31 protein-coding genes are annotated in these 25,807 nt (G+C 50.9%); 17 read left to right on the top strand and 14 right to left on the bottom strand.

Annotated elements, in window-relative coordinates; translation table 11 throughout:
- Positions 1-49: 49 nt before the first annotated feature.
- From ACO0LN_RS07555 to ACO0LN_RS07545, 3 genes are all read right to left on the bottom strand, one after another.
- A complete protein-coding gene (locus tag ACO0LN_RS07555) occupies positions 50-1,228 on the bottom strand; it encodes an MFS transporter (RefSeq protein WP_422972438.1) in 1,179 nt (392 codons plus the stop codon).
- Entirely contained in the window at positions 1,225-1,629 is a 405-nt protein-coding gene (locus tag ACO0LN_RS07550) for a hypothetical protein (RefSeq protein ID WP_422972436.1), read from the bottom strand. Before ACO0LN_RS07550 ends, ACO0LN_RS07555 begins: the two co-directional genes overlap by 4 nt.
- 78 nt (positions 1,630-1,707) lie before the next feature.
- Complete coding sequence (locus ACO0LN_RS07545) at positions 1,708-2,487, bottom strand: substrate-binding periplasmic protein (protein WP_422972434.1); 780 nt, start codon at positions 2,485-2,487, stop codon at positions 1,708-1,710.
- A 195-nt stretch (positions 2,488-2,682) separates the two neighbouring features.
- On the opposite strand from ACO0LN_RS07545, the gene ACO0LN_RS07540 reads away from it, so the two are divergent.
- The 4 genes from ACO0LN_RS07540 (at position 2,683) to ACO0LN_RS07525 (ending at position 7,675) form a co-directional block, all read left to right on the top strand.
- Positions 2,683-5,400 (top strand): TonB-dependent receptor plug domain-containing protein, encoded by a 2,718-nt coding sequence (locus ACO0LN_RS07540; RefSeq protein ID WP_422972432.1) that lies wholly within the window; start codon positions 2,683-2,685, stop codon positions 5,398-5,400.
- A gap of 505 nt (positions 5,401-5,905) precedes the next feature.
- Positions 5,906-6,388: a hypothetical protein gene (locus tag ACO0LN_RS07535; protein ID WP_162043091.1), complete on the top strand. Its 483-nt coding sequence runs from the start codon at positions 5,906-5,908 to the stop codon at positions 6,386-6,388.
- A gap of 11 nt (positions 6,389-6,399) precedes the next feature.
- Entirely contained in the window at positions 6,400-7,488 is a 1,089-nt protein-coding gene (locus tag ACO0LN_RS07530) for a phospholipase effector Tle1 domain-containing protein (RefSeq protein ID WP_422972430.1), read from the top strand.
- Complete coding sequence (locus tag ACO0LN_RS07525; protein WP_422972428.1) at positions 7,442-7,675, top strand: hypothetical protein; 234 nt, start codon at positions 7,442-7,444, stop codon at positions 7,673-7,675. The genes ACO0LN_RS07530 and ACO0LN_RS07525 overlap by 47 nt, the downstream gene beginning before the upstream one ends.
- 64 nt (positions 7,676-7,739) lie before the next feature.
- Here the strand turns inward: ACO0LN_RS07525 and ACO0LN_RS07520 are convergent, their stop codons facing one another.
- From ACO0LN_RS07520 to ACO0LN_RS07500, 5 genes are all read right to left on the bottom strand, one after another.
- Complete coding sequence (locus ACO0LN_RS07520; protein ID WP_422972426.1) at positions 7,740-8,183, bottom strand: thioesterase family protein; 444 nt, start codon at positions 8,181-8,183, stop codon at positions 7,740-7,742.
- A gap of 67 nt (positions 8,184-8,250) precedes the next feature.
- Positions 8,251-8,955: a hypothetical protein gene (locus tag ACO0LN_RS07515; RefSeq protein ID WP_422972424.1), complete on the bottom strand. Its 705-nt coding sequence runs from the start codon at positions 8,953-8,955 to the stop codon at positions 8,251-8,253.
- A gap of 228 nt (positions 8,956-9,183) precedes the next feature.
- On the bottom strand, positions 9,184-9,654 hold the full coding sequence (locus tag ACO0LN_RS07510; RefSeq protein WP_422972422.1) for a nuclear transport factor 2 family protein: 471 nt from the start codon (positions 9,652-9,654) through the stop codon (positions 9,184-9,186).
- Positions 9,655-9,671: 17 nt separating this feature from the next.
- Positions 9,672-10,280 carry a transglutaminase-like domain-containing protein gene (locus ACO0LN_RS07505; RefSeq protein WP_422972420.1) on the bottom strand — a complete coding sequence of 203 codons (609 nt, stop codon included), beginning with the start codon at positions 10,278-10,280 and terminating at the stop codon, positions 9,672-9,674.
- Between the two features lie 57 nt (positions 10,281-10,337).
- Entirely contained in the window at positions 10,338-10,751 is a 414-nt protein-coding gene (locus ACO0LN_RS07500; RefSeq protein ID WP_422972418.1) for a GNAT family N-acetyltransferase, read from the bottom strand.
- A gap of 353 nt (positions 10,752-11,104) precedes the next feature.
- Between ACO0LN_RS07500 and corA the strand changes: the two genes are divergently transcribed.
- From corA to ACO0LN_RS07485, 3 genes are all read left to right on the top strand, one after another.
- Positions 11,105-12,073 carry a magnesium/cobalt transporter CorA gene (gene corA, locus ACO0LN_RS07495; protein ID WP_162043097.1) on the top strand — a complete coding sequence of 323 codons (969 nt, stop codon included), beginning with the start codon at positions 11,105-11,107 and terminating at the stop codon, positions 12,071-12,073.
- Between the two features lie 223 nt (positions 12,074-12,296).
- On the top strand, positions 12,297-12,692 hold the full coding sequence (locus tag ACO0LN_RS07490; RefSeq protein WP_422972416.1) for a VOC family protein: 396 nt from the start codon (positions 12,297-12,299) through the stop codon (positions 12,690-12,692).
- Between the two features lie 173 nt (positions 12,693-12,865).
- Entirely contained in the window at positions 12,866-13,276 is a 411-nt protein-coding gene (locus tag ACO0LN_RS07485) for a VOC family protein (protein WP_422972414.1), read from the top strand.
- Positions 13,277-13,279: 3 nt separating this feature from the next.
- Here ACO0LN_RS07485 and ACO0LN_RS07480 read toward each other — a convergent pair whose 3' ends face one another.
- The 3 genes from ACO0LN_RS07480 to ACO0LN_RS07470 all read right to left on the bottom strand — a co-directional run bounded on the left by ACO0LN_RS07480 (position 13,280) and on the right by ACO0LN_RS07470 (position 16,148).
- Positions 13,280-14,479 carry a DUF4272 domain-containing protein gene (locus ACO0LN_RS07480; RefSeq protein ID WP_422972412.1) on the bottom strand — a complete coding sequence of 400 codons (1,200 nt, stop codon included), beginning with the start codon at positions 14,477-14,479 and terminating at the stop codon, positions 13,280-13,282.
- Positions 14,480-14,695: 216 nt separating this feature from the next.
- Positions 14,696-15,511: a substrate-binding periplasmic protein gene (locus ACO0LN_RS07475; protein ID WP_422972410.1), complete on the bottom strand. Its 816-nt coding sequence runs from the start codon at positions 15,509-15,511 to the stop codon at positions 14,696-14,698.
- Positions 15,512-15,683: 172 nt separating this feature from the next.
- On the bottom strand, positions 15,684-16,148 hold the full coding sequence (locus ACO0LN_RS07470; protein WP_162060557.1) for a MarR family winged helix-turn-helix transcriptional regulator: 465 nt from the start codon (positions 16,146-16,148) through the stop codon (positions 15,684-15,686).
- Between the two features lie 123 nt (positions 16,149-16,271).
- Here ACO0LN_RS07470 and ACO0LN_RS07465 point away from each other — a divergent pair, with 123 nt between their 5' ends.
- The 4 genes from ACO0LN_RS07465 (at position 16,272) to ACO0LN_RS07450 (ending at position 19,003) form a co-directional block, all read left to right on the top strand.
- Positions 16,272-16,694 carry a nuclear transport factor 2 family protein gene (locus ACO0LN_RS07465; RefSeq protein ID WP_422972408.1) on the top strand — a complete coding sequence of 141 codons (423 nt, stop codon included), beginning with the start codon at positions 16,272-16,274 and terminating at the stop codon, positions 16,692-16,694.
- Positions 16,691-17,056 (top strand): hypothetical protein, encoded by a 366-nt coding sequence (locus ACO0LN_RS07460; RefSeq protein WP_422972406.1) that lies wholly within the window; start codon positions 16,691-16,693, stop codon positions 17,054-17,056. Before ACO0LN_RS07465 ends, ACO0LN_RS07460 begins: the two co-directional genes overlap by 4 nt.
- 134 nt (positions 17,057-17,190) lie before the next feature.
- A complete protein-coding gene (locus tag ACO0LN_RS07455) occupies positions 17,191-18,231 on the top strand; it encodes a YHYH protein (protein WP_422972404.1) in 1,041 nt (346 codons plus the stop codon).
- A 109-nt stretch (positions 18,232-18,340) separates the two neighbouring features.
- Complete coding sequence (locus tag ACO0LN_RS07450) at positions 18,341-19,003, top strand: SCO family protein (RefSeq protein WP_422972402.1); 663 nt, start codon at positions 18,341-18,343, stop codon at positions 19,001-19,003.
- 89 nt (positions 19,004-19,092) lie between these two features.
- On the opposite strand, the gene ACO0LN_RS07445 is transcribed toward ACO0LN_RS07450, so the two are convergent.
- Positions 19,093-19,344 (bottom strand): hypothetical protein, encoded by a 252-nt coding sequence (locus ACO0LN_RS07445; RefSeq protein WP_422972400.1) that lies wholly within the window; start codon positions 19,342-19,344, stop codon positions 19,093-19,095.
- Positions 19,345-19,584: 240 nt separating this feature from the next.
- Here ACO0LN_RS07445 and ACO0LN_RS07440 point away from each other — a divergent pair, with 240 nt between their 5' ends.
- From ACO0LN_RS07440 to ACO0LN_RS07415, 6 genes are all read left to right on the top strand, one after another.
- A complete protein-coding gene (locus tag ACO0LN_RS07440; protein ID WP_422972398.1) occupies positions 19,585-20,601 on the top strand; it encodes an SPFH domain-containing protein in 1,017 nt (338 codons plus the stop codon).
- A 14-nt stretch (positions 20,602-20,615) separates the two neighbouring features.
- Positions 20,616-21,593: a sugar kinase gene (locus tag ACO0LN_RS07435; RefSeq protein ID WP_422972396.1), complete on the top strand. Its 978-nt coding sequence runs from the start codon at positions 20,616-20,618 to the stop codon at positions 21,591-21,593.
- A 129-nt stretch (positions 21,594-21,722) separates the two neighbouring features.
- Positions 21,723-22,661 carry an ADP-ribosylglycohydrolase family protein gene (locus ACO0LN_RS07430; RefSeq protein ID WP_422972395.1) on the top strand — a complete coding sequence of 313 codons (939 nt, stop codon included), beginning with the start codon at positions 21,723-21,725 and terminating at the stop codon, positions 22,659-22,661.
- The gene (locus ACO0LN_RS07425) at positions 22,658-23,116 is read left to right on the top strand and encodes a macro domain-containing protein (RefSeq protein ID WP_422972393.1); all 459 of its coding nucleotides are present in this window, start codon (positions 22,658-22,660) and stop codon (positions 23,114-23,116) included. Before ACO0LN_RS07430 ends, ACO0LN_RS07425 begins: the two co-directional genes overlap by 4 nt.
- A 78-nt stretch (positions 23,117-23,194) precedes the next feature.
- The gene (locus ACO0LN_RS07420; RefSeq protein WP_422972391.1) at positions 23,195-23,860 is read left to right on the top strand and encodes an immunity protein Imm33 domain-containing protein; all 666 of its coding nucleotides are present in this window, start codon (positions 23,195-23,197) and stop codon (positions 23,858-23,860) included.
- Between the two features lie 92 nt (positions 23,861-23,952).
- Positions 23,953-24,486, top strand: coding sequence for a hypothetical protein (locus ACO0LN_RS07415; RefSeq protein WP_422972389.1), 534 nt, complete (start codon positions 23,953-23,955; stop codon positions 24,484-24,486).
- A 258-nt stretch (positions 24,487-24,744) separates the two neighbouring features.
- On the opposite strand, the gene ACO0LN_RS07410 is transcribed toward ACO0LN_RS07415, so the two are convergent.
- Positions 24,745-25,152, bottom strand: coding sequence for a hypothetical protein (locus ACO0LN_RS07410; RefSeq protein ID WP_422972387.1), 408 nt, complete (start codon positions 25,150-25,152; stop codon positions 24,745-24,747).
- Positions 25,153-25,190: 38 nt separating this feature from the next.
- Positions 25,191-25,718: an REP-associated tyrosine transposase gene (locus ACO0LN_RS07405; RefSeq protein WP_422972385.1), complete on the bottom strand. Its 528-nt coding sequence runs from the start codon at positions 25,716-25,718 to the stop codon at positions 25,191-25,193.
- Positions 25,719-25,807 lie beyond the last annotated feature (89 nt).

Raw genomic sequence — 25,807 nt, 5'->3', positions numbered from 1 at the left:
CCTATTGTAGCTGAAGATTTTTTTAAACAGCTTTACGCCAGCAAATCAATCAGACTGGGCTTCCTGAAAACAGCTTCAATCTCGCACTGGCAGCCACCAGCAACATCGCCACACCCAGCCCTGCAAATGCCATGTTGAGGCTGATGGCATGGGCAACAAAGCCTATCAGTGCCGGGCCTGCCAGCACACCGGCATAACCTATGGTGGTGATGGCACCGATGGCCAGGCTGGCAGGCATGGCATTTTGCTTGCCTGCGGCGCTGAACAAGATAGGCACGATATTTGATGCACCTATGCCTATCAAAATAAAGCCCAGGATGGCAATGACTGCTGAGCTGGCCAGTACAGCGGCAAAAAAACCCAGCGCCGCGCACACGCCCCCAGCCAGCATGACCAGCTTGCCACCCAGGCGCGCCACTACGCGGTCACCCGTCAGGCGGCCCAAGGTCATGGCGACCGAAAAAGCGGCATAGCCTATGCCGCCCTGCCCGGCATCGAGCCCGCGCCCGGCGGTCAGCAATAATGCCCCCCAGTCGAGCAAGGCACCTTCGGCCAGGAAAACCACGAAACACAGGACACCGATAAAAATCACTGCACCGTGCGGTATCACAAATTGCGGGCCATCACGCTCGGATGCTTCGATTTCATGCAGCAGATTCGGGCTGGCAATCAGCAACATCAATGCGACCAGCAAACTCAGGCAGATACTGGCGGCCAGGACAGGCATGTCCAGCCACAACAGCAAAGCCATGGTACCCGCGCCGAGAAAACCGCCGGCACTGAACATGCCATGAAAGCCGGACATCAACGCGGCACCACTGTTCTTCTCAACAATCACGGCCTGTATATTCATCGCCACATCGAGAGTGCCTACTGAAGCCCCGAACAACAGGAGCGTCAGACCAAATAGCAAGGGACTACTGACGACAGCAAGGCAAGGCAGGATCAGGCAAGTCAATGCACCTGCCGACAAGATCACGGGGCGACAACCAAAGCGTGCAGTCAGCATGCCAGTCACAGGCATGGCACACAAAGAACCACCACCAAGGCACAGCAAGAGCAGGCCAAGAGCAGCTTCATCAAGGCCCAGCCTTTCTTTGGCATACGGCACCAGTGGCGCCCACGCAGAAACAACCAGGCCAGCGGCGAGGAAAGCGAGGCGGGTGGAGAGGCGGTGTGCAGAATCTGTTTTACCGATGGGGACTACTTTATTTGATATCAAACTCATGGCACTATCACGTCCCCAAATTTATTCGGAGGGTAATGAGATCTTCCCCCGGCATACACCCCATATTCAGCAAAAGCAGCTTTAATGGCCGATTTCAATTCTTCGAGTTTTGCAGGCTTCATATTCACATGTTCAGCAAAATAAATTGTCTGTGGGTCCCTCGTTTTTATGTGCAGGACATACATAACCTTCTTAAAGAAGAAATAATATTTATTTTCTTCCGACATGCTGACTTGCGGGGCATAAAACAAGTAAGTATCGTTTTCTCTGTCTATGGCCCATTTTATTGGCACACCATCGTTAAAATAACCTCCTCTCATCTGCAACCATCGCGTCTTTTTAAAGTCATTGGTGAGATCGCTGAAAATCTTGTCTTGGTCAGCTTTGGAAATTTCTTCCATTACGTAATTCATTTTTCCTTCATTGTCTGCAAATGCAATTCTAGTTATCAATATACAGGTTGGTAGGGTGCGCCAAGTTCATGGCTCTGGCCTGGCCCATTTCCGTTCTATGGCCGCATACACACCATTTGCCTTGATCTGACGCAGACCCTGGTCGAGGGCGTTTGCATAGCGCTGTGATTCCGGGCGGCGCTTGGAAAAACTTACATACAGACTGTCTTCCAGCAGGATGCCGGTTTGCTGGATTTTTCCTTTGAACTCATCCGGGTGCATGCTGCTCAGGTAATCGGCAATACGGGTATAGATGAGAGAATAGTCAGAACGCCCAAGCAGGAGTTTGCGCAAGCTGGATAAATCACTGGGTGCAGCTTCACGGACTATGCGCGCATCGTTTTCAAATGCACTGCCATAGGTATAACCATGAGTCACACCAATGACATATTTATGCAATTCCTGCACATTGATCTTGCTGACTCTTGATTGCAGGCTGTCTGTTCTGGCATAGATGCCAACGCTGGCCTTGAAGATGGCTTCCTTGTGGAAGATGAAATCCGGTTCCAGTGCAGTATCCCTGAGGCTGTCGAAACAACCAAGCTCCTGCCCGCTTTTGACCAGCATCAGGCAACGTGAATATGGGGTGGCAATGAAGCGCACATCAATATTCACCGCCGCATAGGCGGCCTTGATGACATCGACGGCAAAGCCCCGGTTCTTGCCATCCTTGACGGCAGAATATGGATACCAGCTATCCTCACCAATGAGCGTGATGGATTCTGCCTTGCCGTCGGTACTGCCTGCGCATGCGAGACAGCACAACAGCAGACAGAGCAAGTTATGCAAGGATTTTTTGAGAAACACTGCGCGTATTCTGAAATATTGGAAACGAAACCACTTTCATAAGTGTGCCACACATTCCTTATGCGGATGTTGATTGAGGGCAGAGGATAAGTAGTAATACCAATCAAGCTATGCATGTGGATATACGGATATATTCGTTTTAATATAAATATATCCTTGATATTTTTCGGTCTTCATTCATACCTGAGAAGACCCATGCATCAAAAAAACTATCCCCGCAAAGCTGCAAGCCAACCCGCGCTGAAACCCCTTGCAGCCTGTTTACTGGCACTCTTTTACAGCCAGACCCTGAGTAATTCTGCCTTTGCCCAAACGGCAGAAGGCAAATCCGAGGCCGTCGTCATCACTGGTTCACGCATACCACGCGCCAGTCTTGAAGGTCCCGCAGCTATCACCATCATCACCGCGGAAGAAATCACCAGACAGGGCTACAAAAATGTCTATGATGCGATCAATAACTCGGTACAAAATTCCGGCTTTACCCAGGGCGAAGACTTTGGTAATACCTTCACACCGTCTGCCAACACCATCAGCCTGCGCGGTCTGGGGCCTAACCATACCCTGATACTGCTCGATGGCAGGCGCATGGCTGATTTCCCTATTGCTTATGAGGGCACGGTCAATTTTACCAATCTGGCGAATATCCCGTCGAATATCGTAGAGCGCATAGAGATATTGAGTGGCGGTGCCTCGGCAATTTATGGTTCTGATGCGATCGCTGGTGTGGTCAATATCATCCTTAAAAAAGAAAGCCAGGGTTATAACCTGAATGTCAAACTCGGCGATACTGACCGCGGCGGTGGCAGCAACAAGCGCGTGCAATTCTCTGGCACCGCCAATGTTGATCAGTTGCGCAGCCTGTTCAGCCTGGAGTATAGCGAGCGTGAACCACTGCGTGCAACCCAGCGTGATTTCATGGCGACCCGCAGCACGCCGAGCGCGACGTTATATCGCAAGGATATGAAATCTGGCAAATACCTGGATCTGGGTGATACCTGCAGCCAGCTCAGCGATTTTTTTGAAGGCACGCAGATCAGCTATAAAAGCAGCAAGGGCAGCTATTGCGCGAGCCCGCGTCTGAGCCCCATGCACTGGACAGTGCAGACCAAGAACCAGAGCCTGAATTTTTTCTCCAGCAGCAACCTGGACTTGAACGCAGACACTACCCTGTTCGCCGATATCCTGCTGGGCAAGAACAAGACAGAAAACGATACCCGCTCACCTAGCTGGGTATCGTCCTCGACCAACCAGAGCTATTTCTGGAACAAGAACAGCAATGCCTATGAAGCCTGGAGCAAGGTATTCGCACCGGAAGAAATCAATGGTGTGAACCGCTTCAACCGCCTGTGGGATGACCAGTCTGCCGGCATCAATCTCGGCATCAAAGGCGTGATCCCCGGCACGCAATGGAATTATGAAGCAGCGTATAGCGCCTCCGCTTACCGCAGCGAAAACATGGCACCGCGCACGCTGGCGAATATAGACCAGTTTTTTCTGGGACCCAAGCTGGGTCTGGATGCCGCAGGCATCGCCATCTATGCACCTGATCCAAAACGCCTGACGCAAAGGCTGACACCGGCAGAATTTGACCAGATCACCTCGGCATCTCGCAGCTCAGACAGTTCACGCACGCAAACACTGAGCCTGGCTGTCAACACTGAATTATGGAAACTGCCCGCAGGCGCGGTCAAGACTGCCGCCATTGCCGAGATAGGCCGCCAGAGTTTTGATAACCTGCCTGATCCCAAGATCAACCAGGGCGTGTTCAACACTGTCACCAAATCAGATGATGTGCGTGGCTCGCGCCAGCGTTATGCACTCGGTGCCGAAGTCTATGTGCCGCTGCTCAAGGAAGTCACCGCCAGCCTGGCTGGCCGCTATGATGATTATCACTTCGCTGGCCGCAAGGATGGCAAGCTGACCTATAACGGCGGCCTGGAGATTCGCCCGACTTCTGAGCTTTTATTCCGTGCCAATTACGCCACCAGCTTCCGCGCACCGGACATGAACTACATCTTCAAGGCGCGTGGCACTGGCTATTATTCCAGCACCACTGACTATTACCGCTGCAAGGCTGAAGGCCAGGAACTCAAGGATTGTGATTATGCGAATTACTCACCAGGTGCCAACTACGTGCAGTTTGGCAGCCCTGACCTGAAGTCAGAAAAAGGCAAATCCTTTGGCCTGGGCGTGGTCTGGTCACCCAGCAATCAGTTTGATATCTCGCTTGATTACTGGAACATCAAGATCAGCGACATGGTCGTCAACCTCAGTGCCGACCAGCTCTTGCGCGATGAAGCTGATTGCCGCACCGGCAAGCGCGATATAGGCTCCAGCCTGTGTGCTGATACCATCAACCGTATCAAGCGCTACCCCAAAGATGCGTTGAGCCATGCCGGTGAAATACAGGAGATTTGGGTCAATCCCATCAATGCGGCTTATCAGGCCACCAGTGGCATCGACATCAGCGGCAAGTATCAGCTCAAAACCAGTGCTTATGGCAGCTTCAGCATCAAGGCCAATTACAGCAAGACCCTGAGCAAAAAATCCAAGCAGTTTGAAGGCGATGCCCTGTATGATGATTTGGCCGACCTTGGCAACACCGACTGGCGCGACAAGCTCATCACCAGCGTCAATTGGGTAAAAGGAGATTTTTCCAATACCCTGACAGTCACGCGCTATGGCAAGATACCGAATGGCTCTGGCCAGTATTACCTGTCACCTACCGGCATCGCCAGCTGGAGCACAGTCTATCAGGCCAATAAAAACCTGAGCGTATCCGTCATCGTCAACAATGTCTTGAACAAGATCAAGTATGACTTTAGCGGTGGCTGGCCTAACTACCCGGTCGGTTCATTCAGCCCGCTTGGCCGCCAGGGCTGGGTGGAAGTCAATTACAAGTTTGGTGCATGATGATGTAGTACTTATTGCTACTCTCCGGCCTGGTGAGTAGCAATTGCTGGCTGATGTACATTTTCCCTTCAATCTCCCAATGTCACTCTGCTACTGGCATGCTGCATGGCTACTCATGATGCAAGCATCTCCAAAGACAGACCGTCTACACGGTTGGCCTTATAAATATCGCATGCTGTAATGATGCATGAAACTCTGGACAATTTCGCACTATCAATGATATAAACATAAGGAATATTTAATGTTGTGCAGGGTGACGCTTGAATTTTCCTGAGGCAACTAATTGATACACTCAATCTGAATGGGCAGTAGTGAGGCGAGAGATTAAAGTAATGTATTTCCACATTCTTTTTCCAGCCTCGCCTGACTCGGATCAGCATGCACTATCACGGTCTAATTGCAAATGTTAACGTTAAAAACTGACACTGTATCAAGAAGAAAAGTGCTGAAATGGACGGCGTCTATACTGACTATTCTTTTACAAACACAAATGGGAAGCCTCGCCATGGCAGCAGAAGATGATGTTTTGAAATTCGATTCACACGATCTGAATATCCAGGTCTACAGTGCTGGCGATTTACGGCTTGTTTATGCGGGCTTGCCGCACGAACTCGCGTTTGGTGAAACTGCCAGAGAAAAAACTCCCGCAGATGCAGCCCGTTACCCTGGGTCTGGCTCAGGCCCCTATTTGAGTTTCGCGAGTTTGGTGGAAATGGAATGGCGTTCAAAAGATGGGACTCATTTTAAACATACGCTTGATCTGGACAGCATTTTTAAAGACAGGAAAGTGCTACATGATGAAAATCCTGCTGACATTTACAAACCCATGCCTATATCAGGCCGTCGCCCCACCCTTATTATTGAAGTAAATGACAGAACTGTGAATGTATATATGTTCACCAGCATACAACTGATTCCCAAAGACCCAAATGCACTTCTGAGAGACGAGCGGGATCATCGCGTTCTCGCCTATTCCAAGACATTTTGACTGACTGAATTATGACGACTGCAGGCAACGACGGCGTGGACGTAAAAATCGCAACGCCTGAACAATTAGCCAGTTATACGAAAGCACAAGAACAGATAGATACATTTAAAGTACCCAATCTGTATGACGCCAAAAATCCAAATGCCAGAGTTTTCGTTGCACTATTTGATGGTACAGGCAACGATGCAATTAATGATCCGGCCCATATTACCAATGTAGGATTGTTCAGCAAGCAACTTGAAAATATCAACGGGAAGAATCCTAATATAGTAAGTCAATATGTGGCAGGTCCAGGAACGCAAAGCGGTGTAATGGGTACTGTTGATGGCGCACTTGGCGTGACATACAACGCACGCATAGAAATGATGTATGAGAAATTTGAACGGCAGAGTAACCGTTGGCTCCAGGAAAATCCGGATGCCAAAATCAGTGTCGTTTCTGTGGGTTTCAGTCGTGGTGCTGAGCAAGCTGCTGGCTTTTCCCGCATTGTTGCTGAGCGTGGTGTTCAGAACATTCTAGGCAAGGTCGATCGCCCAGCAAGCAATAATTCTGAACAGTCTGATATCTCTTATACAGTTCCCGCATTAGTCAAAGGCGACACCATACCGCAAGCCCTGGGTTTGTTTGATCCTGTTGCCACCGGCGTGCCCTCAATGAATGACAGAAGGCCGCCAGATACCGTGATTACGGGTATCCAGATTCGGGCGGCGGATGAGCGCAGGCTGCAATTTCCGGCAACCAATTATAGCAATGACGGCTTGTCGGCAGATGGTAGATTCTTGAAGGTCATGGTCGCCGGTGCGCACAGTGATATTGGCGGTGGCTATGAAAAGAATGGCCTGCCTTACCGTAATTTCAATATGATGTCGCAGTTCCTGAATGGCACGCTGGGCGACAATCTCATCAAGAAACTTGATGTTCCTGCAGACCCTGGCATGAGCGTAATACATGATTCATCACAGCATAAAGTGTACTGGATCAAGATGTCAGAACGTGGGGAAAGTAATAGCCTTGATTTATTCGGTAAAAAAAATGGAGCCCATGAACCCGGCAATGGAGCAGTACACAAAAAATGCCAAAGCCCTGGGTACCCAGAATAGTCCAAATGAGATCAGGCTGGACAGCAAGGACGCCGCCAAAACCTTGCCAGCCACAGCACAGGAAGACAAGAATAATGCCAGGCCAGCAGCAGATACTAGCTTGCTGACGGTGGCTGACAGCCCTTCCAGCCGCATGCTGGCGCAATTCAGGGAAGTGCCCCGGACTCCGGCTCAACCCAAGTTGTAGGAATGTCTCCTTCATCTGCCCACATGTCTTGACCAAAAAAGACATGAGCTGTTTTTCAGGCAAATCAATCCAGAAAATTCACCCGTGCAAACTTGGCCTTGAAGTCTTCCGGCATTTCCACCACGCGCCCGGCGCGGTAATCAAAAAACACAAAACCTGATTTTGCCATGGCGACCAGGGTCTGGTCTGCTGGCCGGGTGATGCGGAAGGTGATGTCGCCACCATATTTGTTAAAGTCCATGACACCGACTTCAAACAGCAACTGGTCGCGCGCATGAGCTTCTGCCTTGTAGGTCGTTGCGAGGTCAGTCACGATGATACCGCTGCCACCAGCGGCAGTTTCGCGTATGCCAAAGTCATACAGGAAGCGTGCCCGCGCTTCAGAAATCATGGAGATCATGGAGTCATTACCCAAGTGGTTGGCGCCATTGATGTCAGTCACCCTGACTGTCAACTGGGTAGTGAAATAATATTGGTCTTCGGGAAAATATAGTTGCAGGCGAGCCATGATAAACAAGAAAACGCGGTAAAAGACGTATTTTACCGCGTCTGCTGTACATCCTTCGCTTTATGCCTCAGCCAGCTATCCAATCCGTGACTGCCTGCCATTGTGGAATTTGCGGCAATACAATAAAACTCAGTTGCTGCAAGATCAGGATGCCCAATACCATCCAGTATGGTGTCTTGAATTTACCGAGACGCAGGTCATAAGCGATAAGGCCAAGCAGGATGATGTCAGTGAAAAAATAGCCTGCATGAAACGCTGCAGGGAATGAATTGATACCAGGAATAAAATTACCAAACACCCTGGCAGCGGCAGGAGGGAAGGCAAGCAAAGCCGTACATGCCATCCAGCGGGAATGCAGTGCGCGGGTGCGGCGATAATGGATGGCCAGGCAATATGCGGTCGCAAAACCTATCAGGGTCGTGATATCGACAAAAGCCAGGCGACTGCCAAATGCCTTGGAAAAACCATTTTTCCCCGACACCATGACCTGCATGATAAGGATGCCAGAGATAATGAATAAAGGCGCAATCACCATCGACAGCTTGCCTATCGTACGGTGTAAGTTCAATTGCCTGTGCGTGGCCAGCCAGCTTTGCAAAACCAGCATGAGCATCCAGACCGTGGCGACCATGCCGTGAAAATGATGCTTGAAATCCAGCTGCGCCAGGCGGCCAAAATAAGAAGGATAAAAACCAATCAGCACCAGCAGGAACAATGATGCAAAATAAATCGGTGACCTGGGATTATTGCTATTACTGATGGCTGTTTGCATGGGACCGTACTCTTTCCGCGAAAAAAATCAGACAGGCAAAAACAGTGCGGCGTCCACTATTCTCTCTCCACAAATGAAGGACGAAAAGGAAATGAAATGCTTAAATTTTAAGCAAAATATCGCACCCCCGAACAGTAGTTCAGAATGTATTAGCTGTCAATTGAGCAAACAAATACTGTGTATGAAAATGCCTGAACACAGGGCTGCCTAGGCATTTTGCATGCACGCTCAAGTGTGTTTTTGCAACACGGATCTCGGGAAGCCAAATAGTGAATATCCATTAGTGAATATCCAGTAGCAGATATCCAGAGCAACTGGACCTGACTCAGGCGTCCAGTATTTTTCCCCCAGAGCGACGGACGCACTCTGTATCAAGCCATTTTTGATTTCATAGATGGCGATCATTTCCATGCGCCCTGTACCTTCTGGAAAAGTGCGTGTGACTTCTTCATGGTCAATGACGATGTGGCCTATCACTTCACGACGCAAGAGCCTGGCATGCAGATTCGGCTCGGCAAAGCGCACCGCCATGCGTGGGCGTATTTCTGCGTGACCTGTTGCCAGCAACTTGCCCGGAAATTCAAATTGCTGTGCATCGATGGCATAGGTCTTGAGTATGGCATCAACATCACGGGCATTATAGGCATCGAGCTGGGCCTGGACGACGGTTTCAGGGCTTAGGTCATTGGTAGTTGTCATGGTTTCAGATAATCGTTTCAAAGTAAATGTGCGAGGCGGACGGGTGTGGGATCATTACTCAAATCACCGTCAGGCAAGTGGGCCATCACCGCTTCTACCGTTGGCTGCGTCAACAATGACTGCAGCACCGCTGCATGCGGCTCTGCCCAGATACCGGCGAAATCCTGTTCGCCTGGCCTGGTAAGGGCAAAGGCCAGTTGTTCTTTTGGCGGACAAAATTCTGCATCCACACCAAGCTTGTTGCCACGTGCGTCCAACCGGTACCAGCCATGTTCTGGTAAGTAAGCGGCATTCAGGCCATGCAGGCAAAATGGCGGTTCTGTACCTATGGTCAGGCGCTGATAGCACAGGCCGGCAGGAATGCCATTGGCACGCAACAGGGCAGCCAGCAAATGGCTCTTAGCATAGCAGTAACCTGTACCGTGGGCCAGCACATCAGATGCCTTGCAGGTCACGGGATTCTGGCGGTAGTCCCAGCTATGCCTGATCTGGTCACGCACAAAATGAAAGCAGCGTCGCGCGATATCAGCCTGCCCGCCACCGGCGGCTGCCAATTCTTGCGCCTGCGCCAGCACGGCGGGGTGCTGCCAGTCGATATAGGTGGTACTTGCCAGAAATTCTTGCATGCGAGCTTTCGTAAAAAATAGGTTCTGAAATGGATTCTGAATTGGCTCTGAATTGCGTCAGATTTTATAAGCCATGCCCACCGAAGCGGGTGCCGTGTGCAGGAATCCAAATTGCGCGTACAGATGCTGCGCCGGACCATCCGCAATGAGACTGACATAGGCTGACTCTGGCGCATTCTGCTGCAGGTAGTGGGTGATCTCACGCATGATCATCTTGCCCAGGCCCTTGCCCTGATGCTCCGGCAAGACTGCGATATCGACGACATGAAATGAAGTACCACCATCACCAACAACACGCCCCATACCAACGACCAGCTCACCTAACATGATTTGCACGGCAAACAGGCTGGCAGGCAAACCACGCGCCGCCGCTTCTACTGTCTTGGTGCTTAAACCGGATGCCTTGCGCAAGTGGCAGTAAGTGGCAATATCAGGGATGGCGGCAACCGCCTGGTAAGTGTTTGTGCTCATGCTGTTCTTCAGATTAATTTTTACACTGGTTTGTTGATTTCAATGAGCAGGGAAATTTATCACAGATAGGCGAGAAATGTGTGCCAGCACCCAGCAGGGTGCGCCATGCGCACAGGTTCGTATCAAGCCCAGTAGTTCGCCCCGGACATCTACGCAAGTTAAAAGACACGGCAATGGTGCGCGCGGCGCACCGTACGAAAATGCCAAATCCCCTTCAATGAGAAAAAATTAAACAAAAGACATATAAATCCTGACCAAAAACCCAAATAAAATCCCGCACCAACTCGCCCACAGGCATAAAACAGGTTTACAATCCAGCCAAACCAAAGACTTTGCTTTCCTGGAATTTGCCTATGATTAATGTCTTCGTCTTGCATAACGGCCGCCTGAGCCAGATCAATGTGGAAAACCGTGCTGATCTTGAAAATACCCTGCCTATCTGGGTCGATCTGACTGACCCCAATGAAGAAGAGCGCGAATGGGTAAAGAGTATCTATGGCGTGACCTTGCCGGGGGAAGACGAGGTCAAGGATATCGAGGCATCAGCACGGTATTACGAGGCCGATAATGGTGACCTGCATTTGCGCACCGACTTTCTGATTGACGATGACGATGAACCGGCGCGCACGGTGACGGTGGCCTTCATCCTGGCGCGTGATATTTTATTCTCTGTTCATACGATCGATTTGCCAGTGTTCCGCCTGGTGCGCATGCGTGCGCGTTCGCGTCCTGGTTCGATTGCTGATTACAAGGATGTGCTGCTGGACCTGTATGCGACCGATGCCGAGTATTCTGCCGATGCGCTCGAAGGTATTTATCAAAACCTGGAAGACGTCAGCCGCAGCGTGCTGCAAAAAAACTTCAGCGATCAGGATGCCGCCGCCGCGCTGAACTCGATTGCTGTTGAAGAAGATTTGAATGGCCGCATACGCCGCAACATGATGGACACGCGTCGCGCTGTCAGCTTCTTGATGCGCGGGCGTTTGCTCAATGCCGACCAGTTTGAAGAAGCCCGCCAGATTTTGCGCGATATAGAATCACTTGATGGTCATACCTCCTTCCTGTTCGACAAGATCAACTTCCTGATGGATGCGACCGTCGGTTTCATCAACATCAACCAGAACAAGATCATCAAGATTTTCTCGGTCGCCAGCGTGGCCTTCCTGCCGCCTACCCTGATCGCCAGTATCTATGGCATGAACTTCAAGGGCTGGTTCCCGGAACTGGACTGGCAACTCGGTTACCCGTTCGCGCTGGCGCTGATGCTGGCTTCAGCGATTACGCCGTTCTGGTACTTCCGCCGTCGCGGCTGGCTGAAATGATAGGACTTACGCAAAACCGCCCCAGCTGCGTTGCAGCTCCGGTAGTTAGTAAATACTGTACTAAAGTACTGTCTTCGTCGCTTCGGTGTAGTCGGGGTTTCAGGCAACATGTTGCCTGCCGACTTAACGGGCATCCCTTGCAAGGGATGCCTCCTAACGCGATAGCCTTGCTGGGACAATTTTGCATAAGCCCTATTAAAAACAGATTTTAGGAAGAGCGCATATGCCCGCCATCGCCCTTGGTCACTACAATTTGCGTGGCGACCGTGCCACGCTGGAAAAACTTAAGGATTTTTATATCCACTATGTGGGTCTGACAGAAGGCCCTCGCCCGCTGAAGAGCTTTGGTTTCTGGCTTTATGCCGGTAACCGTGATGTCTTGCACCTGTCAGAAAACCGACCCGGAGAAACCCGCCAGACCGCGTTAAAAACCGGTTTCGACCATGTGGCTTTCGCCTGCACCCATCTGCCTGCCATGTTGGAAAAATTGCAGGCCGCTGGCATTGTGTATCGCCATGCCACGGTGGAAGCATCCGCAGGTTTTGCAACCCAGCACCAGGTGTTTTTTAGCGACCCTGAAGGCAATGGCATAGAGCTTAATTTTTCTGAAGGTGCTTGAGTAATCTTCTGTGTTCGTCCGACAAATACGCTCTCAGTAAGGTGCACCATGCGCACCGATTATGTACGCGGCCATGATGCTGTAGCGTGCGTCATGCGCACCCTACCAGGCACCAGCAAAATTCATCAAACAGGTTTAAGATAAGAAATCGCCACTACTGACGAATCTTAACCATGTTCAAGATACGCGAGATCGATCATCTGGTGCTGAGGGTAAAAGACCTGGACAGCATGCTGCATTTTTATTGTGATGTATTGGGCTGCACTATCGAGCGCAGGCAGGAAGAAATTGGCCTGACACAGTTGCGTGCAGGCAGGTCACTGATAGACCTGATCACGGTTACAGGTAAACTGGGCCGCATGGGTGGAGCTGCACCTGGCAAGGAAGGCCATAATATGGACCACCTGTGTCTGCGCGTTGAACCCTTTGATCTGTCCAGCATACAGGCGCATCTGCGAAGCCATGATGTCAGCGTTGGAGAGGTCGGCCAGCGCTATGGTGCCGAGGGTGAAGGCTTATCGATCTACATCACTGACCCGGAAGGCAATGTCGTTGAATTGAAAGGGCCGCCAGACAGCCCATAAAGATCAGGTCGGTGTATCCACCTCATCCCAGTCTGCATTTTCAAAATTGACCAGCCAGCTAAGAGCATAGTGCCGCTCATAGATGACACCGGCTTCCAGGTTCAGCGGTAGCGCTTCTTCTTTCATCCTGTTCTGGCGTACCAGCCAGTGCAGGCGATAATGCAGGTCCAGCGCATCGAGTATCTGGCTGGCCGGGCGTGTTTTTGCCTTTGCCATGGCGGCGTCAAAATCCATGTTCATGATGGTACGTGCCGTCAGCGGCACATCGCAGATATCGTCGGCAAAAGGTAATTCTTCCTGCAAGCCCAGCGCCCATTCCAGCACATACAGGGATTCATAACGCCAGGCAAATTGCGGCAGGATATCTTCTGTCGGTTCTTCTGTCTCGAGAAATTCGCGCTCTACCGGTGACAACCATGCATGCACCTGCGGGAAGCGCTCCGTCAATTCATAAGCAGGAATGGGCTGGTTCGTTGCCACAGATTCTGCGCGCAAGGCGACGACATACAAGGCCAGAGCCCGCCCCAATATCTCAACCGCCGGACGTAATTGCAACTCGGCCTCGCTGACCAGTGGCGGCAGATGGGCAGGCAGTTGTATGCCCATTTCAGCCAGCAAGGTATCGGTACGCGCCTTTCTTTGCCAGGCCAGTGCCGGATAAGGGATGGCCGCGCCGGTTTCGATACCGCCATCAGCAGCGCCCAGTAAGACATAGCCATGCGGGTCGCGGATATCACCATCAGGCATGAAGGCGATGGCATTTGCCGCCACGGCCCAGTCGGAATAGGCATCAAGCTGGCTTTCATCCAGCCACAGGCTAAGGTGTTGCTGCACCCGCTGGATATGGCGCATCACATGATAACGCTGATGTGTCATCTGCCCGTCACCACGCTTGAGTACATAGCCGATAAAGCCTTGCAGATGCCCATGCAGCTCCGGGTCGCTCATATCGCGCTGGCTATTGAGCTTGTGCGGGAAATTCAGGGGTGGTAATTGCGCGCAGGTGCAATAGGCATTGATCAGTATGCTGCTGGCGCTGTCAGCATCAATCTCGGTTTCTGCTACCGCTGTTACTGTTGCGCTTGCTTCTGCAGTTGCTACTGCCGCTACCTCTGCCACCGCCAAACTTGCAGAGCCTGGTGATGGTACCTGTTCTACAGCAGAAGATTTTCCGGAAATGAGATTCTTTAATTTTTTCAGCATGACGCAAACAGAAATGGAGATTAATCTGCTGATTCAGCATTGACACTTGTTACGCAGCCAAGATCACTGTTCAGCATGAAAGCGTAACAGGATAAGGGCAATGTAAAAGCCGTGGGCCAGCTTTTACATGTAGAAACAGAATTGAAAACAGGCAATGTTTTGCACGAATGCCTTGCAGGCAAATACAGATTGGCAGGCACGCGTCTGGTGCAGGAATCAATGCCCACCCTCTACCCTGTGCACTTCCATGGGAGGGGCTTCGCCGGGTAACCATTTCTGGTGTATTTTTTGAAAGCTGCCATCCTTCTTCATTTGCCGCAGGGCGTTTTCCCACAGGGTGATGCTTGCTGCCGGGGTTTTAAGGGAAAACGCCAGATACAGTTCCAGGCTATCCAGCACCATAACTTCTTCTACATCGGCCACGCTGCGGCCACTTTCCTGAAGTACAGAGTTGACAGCCAGGCTACCCTCCACCCACAAGTCAAAACGCCGTGCAAACAGCATCCTTGAAGAATTGAGCGGGGAATCAGCCTGGGCCAGATTGATGAAGCCCTTCTTTTTTGCGGCATCAGCAAAGATGCTGCCACGGTAAGCACCGATTGGCAGCTTGTAGATATCCGTATCGAGGGCCTTGAGTCTTGCTGCTTCACCCTTGCGTGTATAGACAGCGGTCTTGGATATCGCTATCGGGCCAAGCATATGCATGAGTTTTTCGCGCTCTGGCGAGCGACCAAGGCTGAACAGCAGCACGTTGTCATCTTCCAGCACGGCCTTGTAGCCACGTGCCCAGGGCACCAGTTGTATCGATTCCTTATTGCCCGTGATGGCTTGCATGGCCTGGACGATATCGACTGCCATGCCATCAATACCCGATTTGGTCTTGAAGTTCATCGGTGGCCAGTCTTCCGTGTAGATTGTGAGCTTTTGCGCTTGCGCTGCATGGGCAAACACAAGACACAAGATGCCAAACATCAGCGCCGGCAAGCGCCGTGCGCACATCTGCTGCAAAAACAAGAGAGCCTGGCTGAGCATATTTCTCCTGAAGCATGGCATGCCCCTACGTGGACATGTGCTTAATAGTACGCCCGTGCTTCACTGCGGAAAATGTCAATATGGCGATTTAAGAGCCCATGAAACGATTTTTTACTTTTTTATTGATATAAATTACATCATCAGTGCGGATCAGGACGAATTGCATGAACAGCTATTTGCGTCCATCACCAGACTCCTCCAGGTGCTGATAAATCTCTTGCAAGATATTCCTGAGCTGTTTGATCTTGCCCTCGCCCACCAGTGTCGAAAGATAAGCCTCTCCCTGCCGGGATAATTCTATGCTGGCATTCACCACCTCTTCGCCACGCGCTGTCAGCTTCACGGTATTGGCCCGTTTGTCATGCGGGTCCGGCGCAATTTCCAGCAAGCCGGCAGCCTGCATCTGATCGACCAGATATCCCATGCTTTGCTTGGTCATGCCGGCACGCGCCGCCAGGTCCACCACGCGCGCGCCTCCCAAAGGCATATTGCGCAATACCGCACTATAAGCAGGACGCACATCATCAAAGCCCAGCTTGGCAAGTTCCGCATAGAGCCAAACGGACATATATTCATACGGCCTGCGCAGCAGTGTGCCCAGGGTTGCATGGATTTCTGGTAAGGATTTGGAATTCATTTAGTGAGTATTGCACAAGACAGAATGACTGTCTATAATAGGCAGACGTTCTGTCTATTTGAATTAAGACAAAATACCTGTTGTGCGGGCAGCATCCGCATTTGCTTGATGACTGGAGTAGTAATGAACACCATAGAACATAATCTGGATGTCGTTGATCGCCATATACAGGGCGAGGCACGCGACGTTGATTCCATACTTGATTTATACACTGACGATATCGTGCTGGAAGTCCCGGGGCGTGGTCTGCATTTTGCCGGGCGTGACGCCATCCGCGCCAACTACCTCGCCATGTGGCCCTCCATGGCGGAAGTTGAATTACAGCCGCTAGATCGCTTCGCCACTGAACATCGCGTGGTTGATGACATGATAGTGCGCATGCGCCTGGTTGGCCCTGGCATGACGAATGCACCAGTGCCCATAGGCAGCCGTGTTGAGCTCCGCCTGATTCATCATTTCACCATGCGCGATGGGCTGATAGCGCGCGAACAAGTATTTGAACTGTGGCGAAATCTGGATGAAACTGATGCAGGAGTGCGGCCATGAGCAAATTCTTTATCCGTATCGCCGTGCTGTGGATGCTGGCTGGCATTTTGCTGGGTATCTACATGGGTATATCGCACCAGCATCTCGACAAACAATTGCATGTGCATGGCTTGCTGCTCGGCTGGGTCAGTTGCGCCCTGTTCAGTCTGGTGCATTTTGCCTGGCCGCAGTTGCAGACCATGCTGACGGCACGCGTGCATTTCTGGTTGCATAACCTGGGACTAGTCGCCCTACTGGCTGGCCTATTCATGGAAAGGCGCGAACTCGCACTGGCAGGGCCATTCCTGGGTAGTGGGTCGATAACACTGGCAATCGCTACCGCATTATTTGGCTGGAGTGTATGGCGGGAAACGGCGAAGTAAGTACTACTGTCTTGCTCGCTGCAGGGCGGCTGTAAAAATCGTTTTCACTTCATATTTCCTCCATATTTGGATCGCAAGCTACATCTATTGCCATAGATGACGATTTGCGCTGCCATACGCAATCAGGAGAAAATATGAAACACGCCAAGTTGCAAACCAGAGTGCCAGCCATCTTGCTCACCAGCCTCATCTTCAGTATTGCTGCCTGCGGCGGCAGCTCTGGCGGGGCGGCGGCAACTGGCAGCAGCACTACACCTGCCACGACTGGAACAAGCACTGGAGCGACTGGCTCGACTACGGGTACAAGTAGCGGAACAACTGGTGGGACAACTAGTGGGACAAGCAGTGGGACAACTACTGGCATATCCTCTGGCAGCACCAGTGTTGATGCCAGCAAACTGCCTCTGGGCGATGGCAAGTTCACCCGCACCACTCCTGCGGTTGGTTATGTCTATGCCTGCTATACCGCAGGCTCGGGTGGTGCGAGTAGCAAGGGGCCATGGTTCAATGCCGATGGCATGACCTGGAATTCACTGAGCAAGATCAGCGTACAGGGTGCTGTCAGTTGGGTATCGAGTTTCATGGTGACCCTGGGCAGCACCTTGGGCATCACGGGTAATGGCCTGCCGCCTAATCCCACCGGCACCTTCCCCATCGCCAGCACTGATCCAGCCTACGTATATGATCGCAATCCCAACAGCATCAGCCAGGCCAACATCGCCTGGGGCTTGCCTGCCAACCCTGTCGTCGCCGCACAGCCCACTTGTACCAGCCTCGGTGCAATTGGCGTACTGCTGGATGGCGTGCGACTCTACAATGCCGACGATGGCGGCTACCGCGATGCCGTCGCCTGGGAAATCCAGGATGCCTGCCAGGGCCACCCAGAACGCACGGGTCAATACCATCATCACAACATCACTTCCTGCCTGACACAAAAAGATACCCCGGGCCAGCATTCGCCGCTGGTCGGCTACATCGCCGACGGCTTTGGCATCTATGGTAATCAGGGTGAAAACGGCAAGGCGCTGGCCAATGCCGACCTCGACGAATGCCATGGACATACCCATGCAGTAGAGCGCAATGGTGTCATGGTCACGCAATATCACTACCACCAGACCCGGGAATTTCCATACACCATTGGTTGCTACAAGGGGACGCCAGCGACTGTGCATTAGTGCAGCTCCAGTAAAACAGGAGCAGAAGCAGAAGAACATCCTGTGCTTGCTTGGCGCTGCGCTCACCGGGAAATAAAGACCGCACAAAACTTACTCAGCCTTACTCAATATGTCCCTGCTAAAATCATTGCTCTTGTCAATGCTCAGCTTCATCGCCACCGTCGTGACTCTGGGCTGGCTGACAGGTGCGTTCGCCGCACCACAAAATGCCCTCAACAACGACAAGCTACCCTACTACTATCAGCAAGACCTGCAGGCGCATTGGGACACCTGGGCATCCCTGCAGCGCATTGCCAGCTTTGAACTCATCAACCAGCATGCGCAAGAAGTCGATCACAGCCTGCTGCGCGGCAAATCCAGCTTTGTCGGTTTCTTTTACGCAGGCTGCGTCACACTCTGCCCCATTTCACTCGAAGTCATGCGTGAACTGCAAACACAGATCAAACAAAAATCCATCGCCACACCCCAATTCATTTTACTGACTGTCACTCCAGAACAGGACGATGCCAAAACCATGGTCGCCTATGCAAAAAAACTGAAATTGCCTGCGGACTGGAACATGCTCACAGGTGATTCCAGGCAAATGCAAAAGCTCACCACCAGCCTGATGACCGACATCAACGCCCGCGCCAGCAATGGCGAACCCCTGCACGGCCAGCGCACCTTCCTGATCGATGCGATGGCCCGTATCCGCGGTATCTATGATGCATCGTCGATGCTGGAATTGCGGCGTATGGCAGGGGACTACGAGAGATTGATGAGGGAGGAATAGAAAACATTGTTGCTCTTAGCCTTAGTGTGTCCCGGAATTAATTCATGTCGCTGATTCAAATGCTTATGCCGCAACTGCCCTACCCCGCTTTATAGAATCGCTAAGCAATCAATCGTTACACAAAACGAAAACCCGGAATAATACGCTGCATCTTCATCGTCTCTGGTATCGCCAAATCCCAGCCAGAAATAGCCGTATTTATCGATATCGGTAACTGTCGTCGTTTTGCCAATGTATGAAATGATTTTTCTCTTTTCTTCTTCCGGCAAATCATGGGTGAGCCAATCTGGCACACCCAGCAATCTGACCTCATCGCCCATCTTGATTGTTTTTGCATTCATTCCTGTCCTTTTTTTTCATAGTCTAACCGAGAAAATGTTAACAAGTTTTCTATGCCAGTATGGTGCGCCATCTGAAAATTACCTGCGACCCAACTTAGTTCAAATAAAAGACTAACTTAGTTGCATTTTATATTTAAGTAGATTATTCTATATTCAAGCAAAGGAAAAGAATCATACCGAGATCAAAATAAACGCTCCAAAAACACTTCAGCGCACCTGAAGACAAGAAAAGGAATAGTCATGTTCAGCATCAAATTCATCAAGTTCCAGCCCACCACCTATGTGCTGCAATTCAAGAATGGCAAGCTCAGGCGCGAGGGTGCCGGGCTGGCTTTCTTTTACTATGCGCCTACCACGTCCATGCTGGCGATACCCATGGCAAGTACCGACACGCCGTTTATCTTTGAAGAAAATACCGCTGATTTCCAGACGGTTACGGTGCAAGGCCAGGTCACTTACCGTATCAGCGACCCGCAAAAAGTCGGTGCATTACTCAATTTCGCCATCAACCCTGTGACCCAGCAATACATTTCTGATGATCCGCAAAAACTGTCGCAGCGCATCGTCAATCTCGTCAAGGTGTTAACCCGCAAGGGCTTGCAAAGCCTGGCGCTGCGTGATGCCCTGAAAGCGGCTGATACGCTTGGTGCAGCGGTCAGCATGGCAGTGCGCGACAGCAAGGAATTACAGGCACTGGGAGTGGAATTGCTGGGCCTGAATTTTCTGGCCCTCAAGCCCACGCCAGAGGCAGCCAAGGCGCTGGAAGCACAGGCGCGCGAGCAAATCCTAAAATGCGCCGATGATGCCATCTATGAGCGCCGCAATGCCGCCGTCGAGCAGGAGCGCCGCATACGTGAGAATGAATTGAATACCGAAATCGCCGTAGAAAGCAAAAAGCGCCAGATACGCGAAACCCAGATGGAAGCCGAGAAAAGCATACAACAAAAAGAAAGCGAGCTGAAACTCGCCCAGGTACAGGCCAGGATAGCCGAAGAAAACCAGCAAACCACACTCGTCAAACTATCGACAGAAAACGCCAGGGCAGAAGCCGACAGCCGCGCCTATGCTGCTCAAACTCTGATGAATGCTTATAGCGGCGTTGATCCAAAAGTCTTGCAGGCGCTGGCCATGGGCAATATGCAATCCGGCCAGCTGATCGCCCTCGCCTTCCAGGAACTGGCAGAAAAAGCTGGCTCCATAGGCCAGTTGAATATCACACCAGACCTGTTGCGTGAATTGATGAACCAGCCTGGATAAACCGGGGAAATGATATGAGCAGCATCCATAGTACAACAACGCGCCAGACAGAAAACAAGATCATTCTGATCACCCGCAAGACCAGGCTCGAAGAGCTCATCGCCAAGTACAACACGGTTGGACAGGCACGGTTTTATATAGAGCATCTGGGTGGGGACTTTGCCGCCTACCAGGCCGAGCATGACAATTACCTGGCCTGTGTCAGCGCGGCAGAAAGCAGTCTCACACAACTTGCGCGCCTGCAAAAAATAGATCGCAGCTTCTTGCCCAACATGATCTTTGGCCGTGACGATATCGTCATCGCTGTTGGGCAAGATGGCCTGGTCGTCAACACCATGAAATATCTGGATGGTCAACGTCTTATCGGCGTCAACCCTGATGTACAGCGCTGGGATGGCGTGCTACTGCCTTTCCAGGTCAGGGATTTACCCAAAATCGTCCCTGAGGTACTGCAACAGCGCCGCCCGGTGCGCGAAGTTACCATGGCCATGGCCAGGCTGAACAACGGCCAGACCATGCTGGGCGTGAATGACATCTTCATCGGGCCCAAATCCCATATCTCTGCCAGCTACACCATACAACTGCAAGAACGCCAGGAACGGCAGTCATCCAGCGGCATCATCATCTCCACTGGCATGGGTTCCACAGGCTGGATGAAGAGCATACTGACAGGCGCAGCAGCGCTGCAAGAGAGATTTGATGATCCGCGTCTGATGATATACAACATCGCCGCCGAGCCGCCGACATATAGCACAGACTGGGATGCCCGCGAACTGATGTTCGCCGTACGCGAACCCTTCCCCAGCAAGACTTCCTCTGCGACTTTAGTCCGTGGTCAGATACTGGAAGGCAGCAAGCTGCAAGTCACCTCCCTGATGCCGGAACATGGTGTCATTTTCAGCGATGGCATAGAAGCGGATTACCTGGAGTTTAACGCAGGCCTGACAGCCGAAATAGGCATAGCTGACAGGCGGGGGTATCTGGTGGTGTAGATGATCCGTACAGGCACCATTCTTTTATTCAAAATAAAACTAAGATAGTTGCAATTAAATACTAACGAGCATATTATCTATCGCATCAACTACACAAACACGCTATCAGCATCAGGAATTGGAAACCTCATGGGCATCACATTGGAACAGCGCTATCTCGGTACACTGGCTGGCCTCGCCTGCGGTGATGCCGTAGGTACGACGGTAGAATTCTCGGCGCGCGGCAGCTTCACGCCTGTGACTGACATGATTGGCAAGGGCCCCTTTGGCTTGCTGCCTGGCGAATGGACAGACGACACCTCGATGGCGCTGTGCCTGGCAGAAAGCTTGCTGACGAAAGATGGCTTCGACGCTAAAGACCAGATGGGACGTTACCTGAACTGGTGGAAATGGGGTTACCTGAGTTCTACCGGCATCTGCTTTGACATAGGTAATACCGTGCGTGCTGCCCTGTCGCGTTATGCCAGTAGCGGTGAGTCCTACTGCGGCGTAGAGCATCCTGACACGGCAGGCAATGGTTCACTGATGCGGCTTGCCCCTGTTGTGATGTTTGGCTACCCCGATATAGCCGCAGCCATCCACTATGCAGGAGAAAGCTCGCGCACTACCCACGCCGCGCCAGAAGCCATACAAAGCTGCCAGTTGCTGGCGGCGATATTGTGCAAGCTGTTTGCTGGCCATGCCAAGGCTGACTTATTTACTGACCTGCCTTTCACACCGACCGAGCCAAAAATCGTAGCTCTCAGCAAGGCCGGCTTCATTGATAAAGACAGTTCGCAAATACGCGGCAGCGGCTATTCGGTTGAATCTCTCGAAGCCTCGCTGTGGTGCTTCATGCACACCGACAGCTTTGAAAGCGCCATCCTCACCGCCACCAATCTGGGTGACGATGCCGACACCACCGCCGCGATCACAGGGCAAATAGCCGGTGCCTATTACGGGGTGGAAGGCATACCTGCAAAATGGCTTGATCGCCTCGCCATGCGAGAAGAAATATTGCGCATGGCGCGGGAGTTGTATCAGCGGTTTGGTAGCAGGAACGTTTCGCAAGCGAGAGAATCTGTATGAAAGAATGCACAGGAGATTTATTGGCACTCGCCCTGCATGGCGAGTTTGATGTCATTGTCCATGGCTGCAATTGCTTTTGCAACATGGGGGCAGGCATCGCCAAGAGCATCAAAAAGCAATTCCCTGAAGCCTATGCAGCAGATCAAACCACCTTGCCTGCCGATCATGCCAAGCTGGGCAGTTATAGCCAAGCCCGGATACAAAGAGACGACAGGCAGTTTGTCATCCTAAATTCCTATACCCAGTTTGACTGGCGTGGTCAGGGTGTGAAAGCTGACTATGCAGCAATACGCAAGGCATTTGCCGCAATACATAAAAAATTCGATGGCTTGCGTATTGCGTATCCATTGATAGGTGCTGGCCTTGCTGGTGGAGACTGGGTAACGATCGCAGCCATCATTGATGAAGAACTGGATGGCATGGATCATACCTTGGTAAGACTACCGTCAAACTGACATAATCAAGGCGGAAGAGTTTTTTCAACATCACACAATGACGGTATTCAATACTAATTACCGCCTTCGTAAAACTCCATGAATAAAATTTATACTTCACATTGCAAAGAATTTGGACATCCAGAATTTTGTCTGCAATTTGATCCAGACATAGCTCTGGCTACCGATGCTGAGTTTGTTGCCAGCCTGCTTGAATCCATGGTCAGCAAGGGTAGTTGTTTTCAGGATGGGCAATCAATGCAGCTGGGCTGGTCTTATCTCATGCTAAGCACACAGCAAGACGGCAGCCTTGGTTTCAAAGAAGCTGATTTTCAGACCATGCCCCTGGTCTGGAATATTGGCATCTCCAACACCTTGCGCCACTTGCGTCTGCATAAGGATATTGTCGAGAGCGTCGTACCCACGGAATATCTGTCCATCCCTTCACTTCGTGCAGAGTGTATCGTCTGCAATGAATTGAAGACTGCAAATGGACAGATCATGATGGTCCGGCAAGAAGAGAAAAACCTCGACAGTGGCTGGTTCTTTGGTTGCTGCGAGGAAGAACATGATCACAATAACGTGGACAATCTGGCACGTATCTCATTGTACGAAGCAGTAGTCATGCAAGCATCTGCATGTCTGCCATATCTTGGATTTCCGCAAGGTATGACGATATTATTGGGCGAAGGCGGACCCATCTTTTTCTATGAGGATAAGGAACTCGCCATACTTGAAGGTTCTTATCTGGACATTGCGATCTGATTTACTGGTTCGTCTGATGAAAGAATTGGAGCATAGAAACCAGATGTGTCATGCATAATTGCTGCACTCCGTATTTAAAATCTAACCTATCCATGCGCTCACGTCTTTTTCAACTGGCAGTTCCCATATTGCTGCTCTCTGCCTGCCAGGCCAGTACCGAAATCTCCGCCTACCTTTTACCCGGTGCTTCGCAGGAATTGGTTGCGTCCTCACTGAAATTGAGCAAGTGTGATCCTCAAAAAGTAAGCAAGGACATCAGTTATTGTGATGTCAAGGAAGCTGAATTTGGTGGTGCACCAGCGTCATTCAGATTGAGTTTACAGAACGGCAAGCTGATCAATACCACTATCACTTTGCCCGCCGACGAGTTTTCAGCCACGGTTTCCAGTATGACTAAGCGCATGGGCGAATCCAGCTATGAGCGGGAGTTTGAAGTATATGGAGTCAAACACAAGTCCATACATTGGGGCAGCAAAGACCTGTATGCCACCGCCAACAGATATGCCTTTGGCGATACCAAACACAGTATGTTGATCTTGATGTTGCCAGAGGCAACACCAGAAATAGCGCGTCCTTTGTTTTTGAAGAATGACGCAAAGCCATCAAGCAATGCCGCTCGTCAGTAAATGACCAGATCACCGTAAGGCATCAGTAAGTAGGTTGGGCTACGCTTCACCAGCCCAACACTCGGCATATAAATAACGTAAATTTTAATTCTGGATAAGGCATAGATTTATTGAACTTCGTGTTTCGAAACATGCTTAATTTGAGGCCCAGTGTTGGGCTGGTGAAACGTAGCCCAACCTACGATACTACATCTTTGAGCCTTAATTCCACTATGCAGCAACAGAGGCTCGCCTTTTAAAAGGTATTTTCAACAGAAACTACCAAGTGAAAATAAACACCTTTACGTCATCATGCAGACAGGTGATATATGAAAGGCCTGCCCGTTCATAGTCATTCATGTCCACCGACTGTAGTCTTTCTGGCGGGTAGGCTTTTTTGACATCTTTAGCAAAAATGTAGAGGAGTTCTTTTTCGACCGCCTTGCCAAACATGACATGACCGTAGGGTCCGCCGATATACGGCAGATCAAATGGCAACTGCTCAAGAATGTTTTTAGGGACAGGAACAAAAGGCCAATACACTTTAGCACCGGGATAACTATGCCGCTTCATTTCGCAAAAAGGTCCAATGACTGCATTCAAGTCAAGCTCAAATCCTTTGGTGCAGACCAGCTCACCATCGTCATGTTCAAAATCTACCGGGACAAGGCAGAGATCAACTCCCATGGTTTTCCTTTTTTAAAGCTATAACAATTGAGCTTGACTTACTCATATCCTGGCAGATCAAGCGAAGAAACATTGTCGCCCCAGCTAGTATCAAGCAGGCCTTTTTCTACAAATTTATGCAATGAAGAATAAGGCCAGTCGCTGGCGTTATCTACATAGCCGTGCTTTACTGGATTGTAGTGCAGATAAGCGACGTGTTTTTCCAAATCGTCGTCATCTCGTATCATATGCTCCCAGAATCGACGCTGCCAAATTCCACGTTCACGCTTTCTCTCGCGGCTGGAGCTGATGTTTTCCTGTTTGGGCAAGGCTTTCGAAAATGCTGCCTTGATCAGTGACCAGCGTAAGGAAAAATCTACGTCGCCTTCGGGTAGTTGCCAAATGCTATGCAGATGTTCAGGCATGACAACCATGGCGATGATTTCGAAGGGGTATCTTATTTGTACTGTCCGGAATGCATTTCGCAACGCGTCTATGTGGTCTGTGAGGAGCTGACTCTGTCGGTCTTGCAAATTGACCGTGAAAAAGTAAGTAGCACCGGGGACATTGGCGCGGCGATAGCGCATGGTATTAAATTAGAAAGAATTAAAGAGTACATCAAAATTATCGCAGATTCGTAGTATGTCGTAGGTTGGGCTACGCTTCATCAGCCCAA

Source organism: Undibacterium sp. TC9W, assembly GCF_049339865.1.
Lineage (GTDB): Bacteria > Pseudomonadota > Gammaproteobacteria > Burkholderiales > Burkholderiaceae_D > Undibacterium.
The sequence above is the reverse complement of the archived record's forward strand: the minus strand, read 5'-3'. Positions and strand labels throughout refer to the sequence as shown.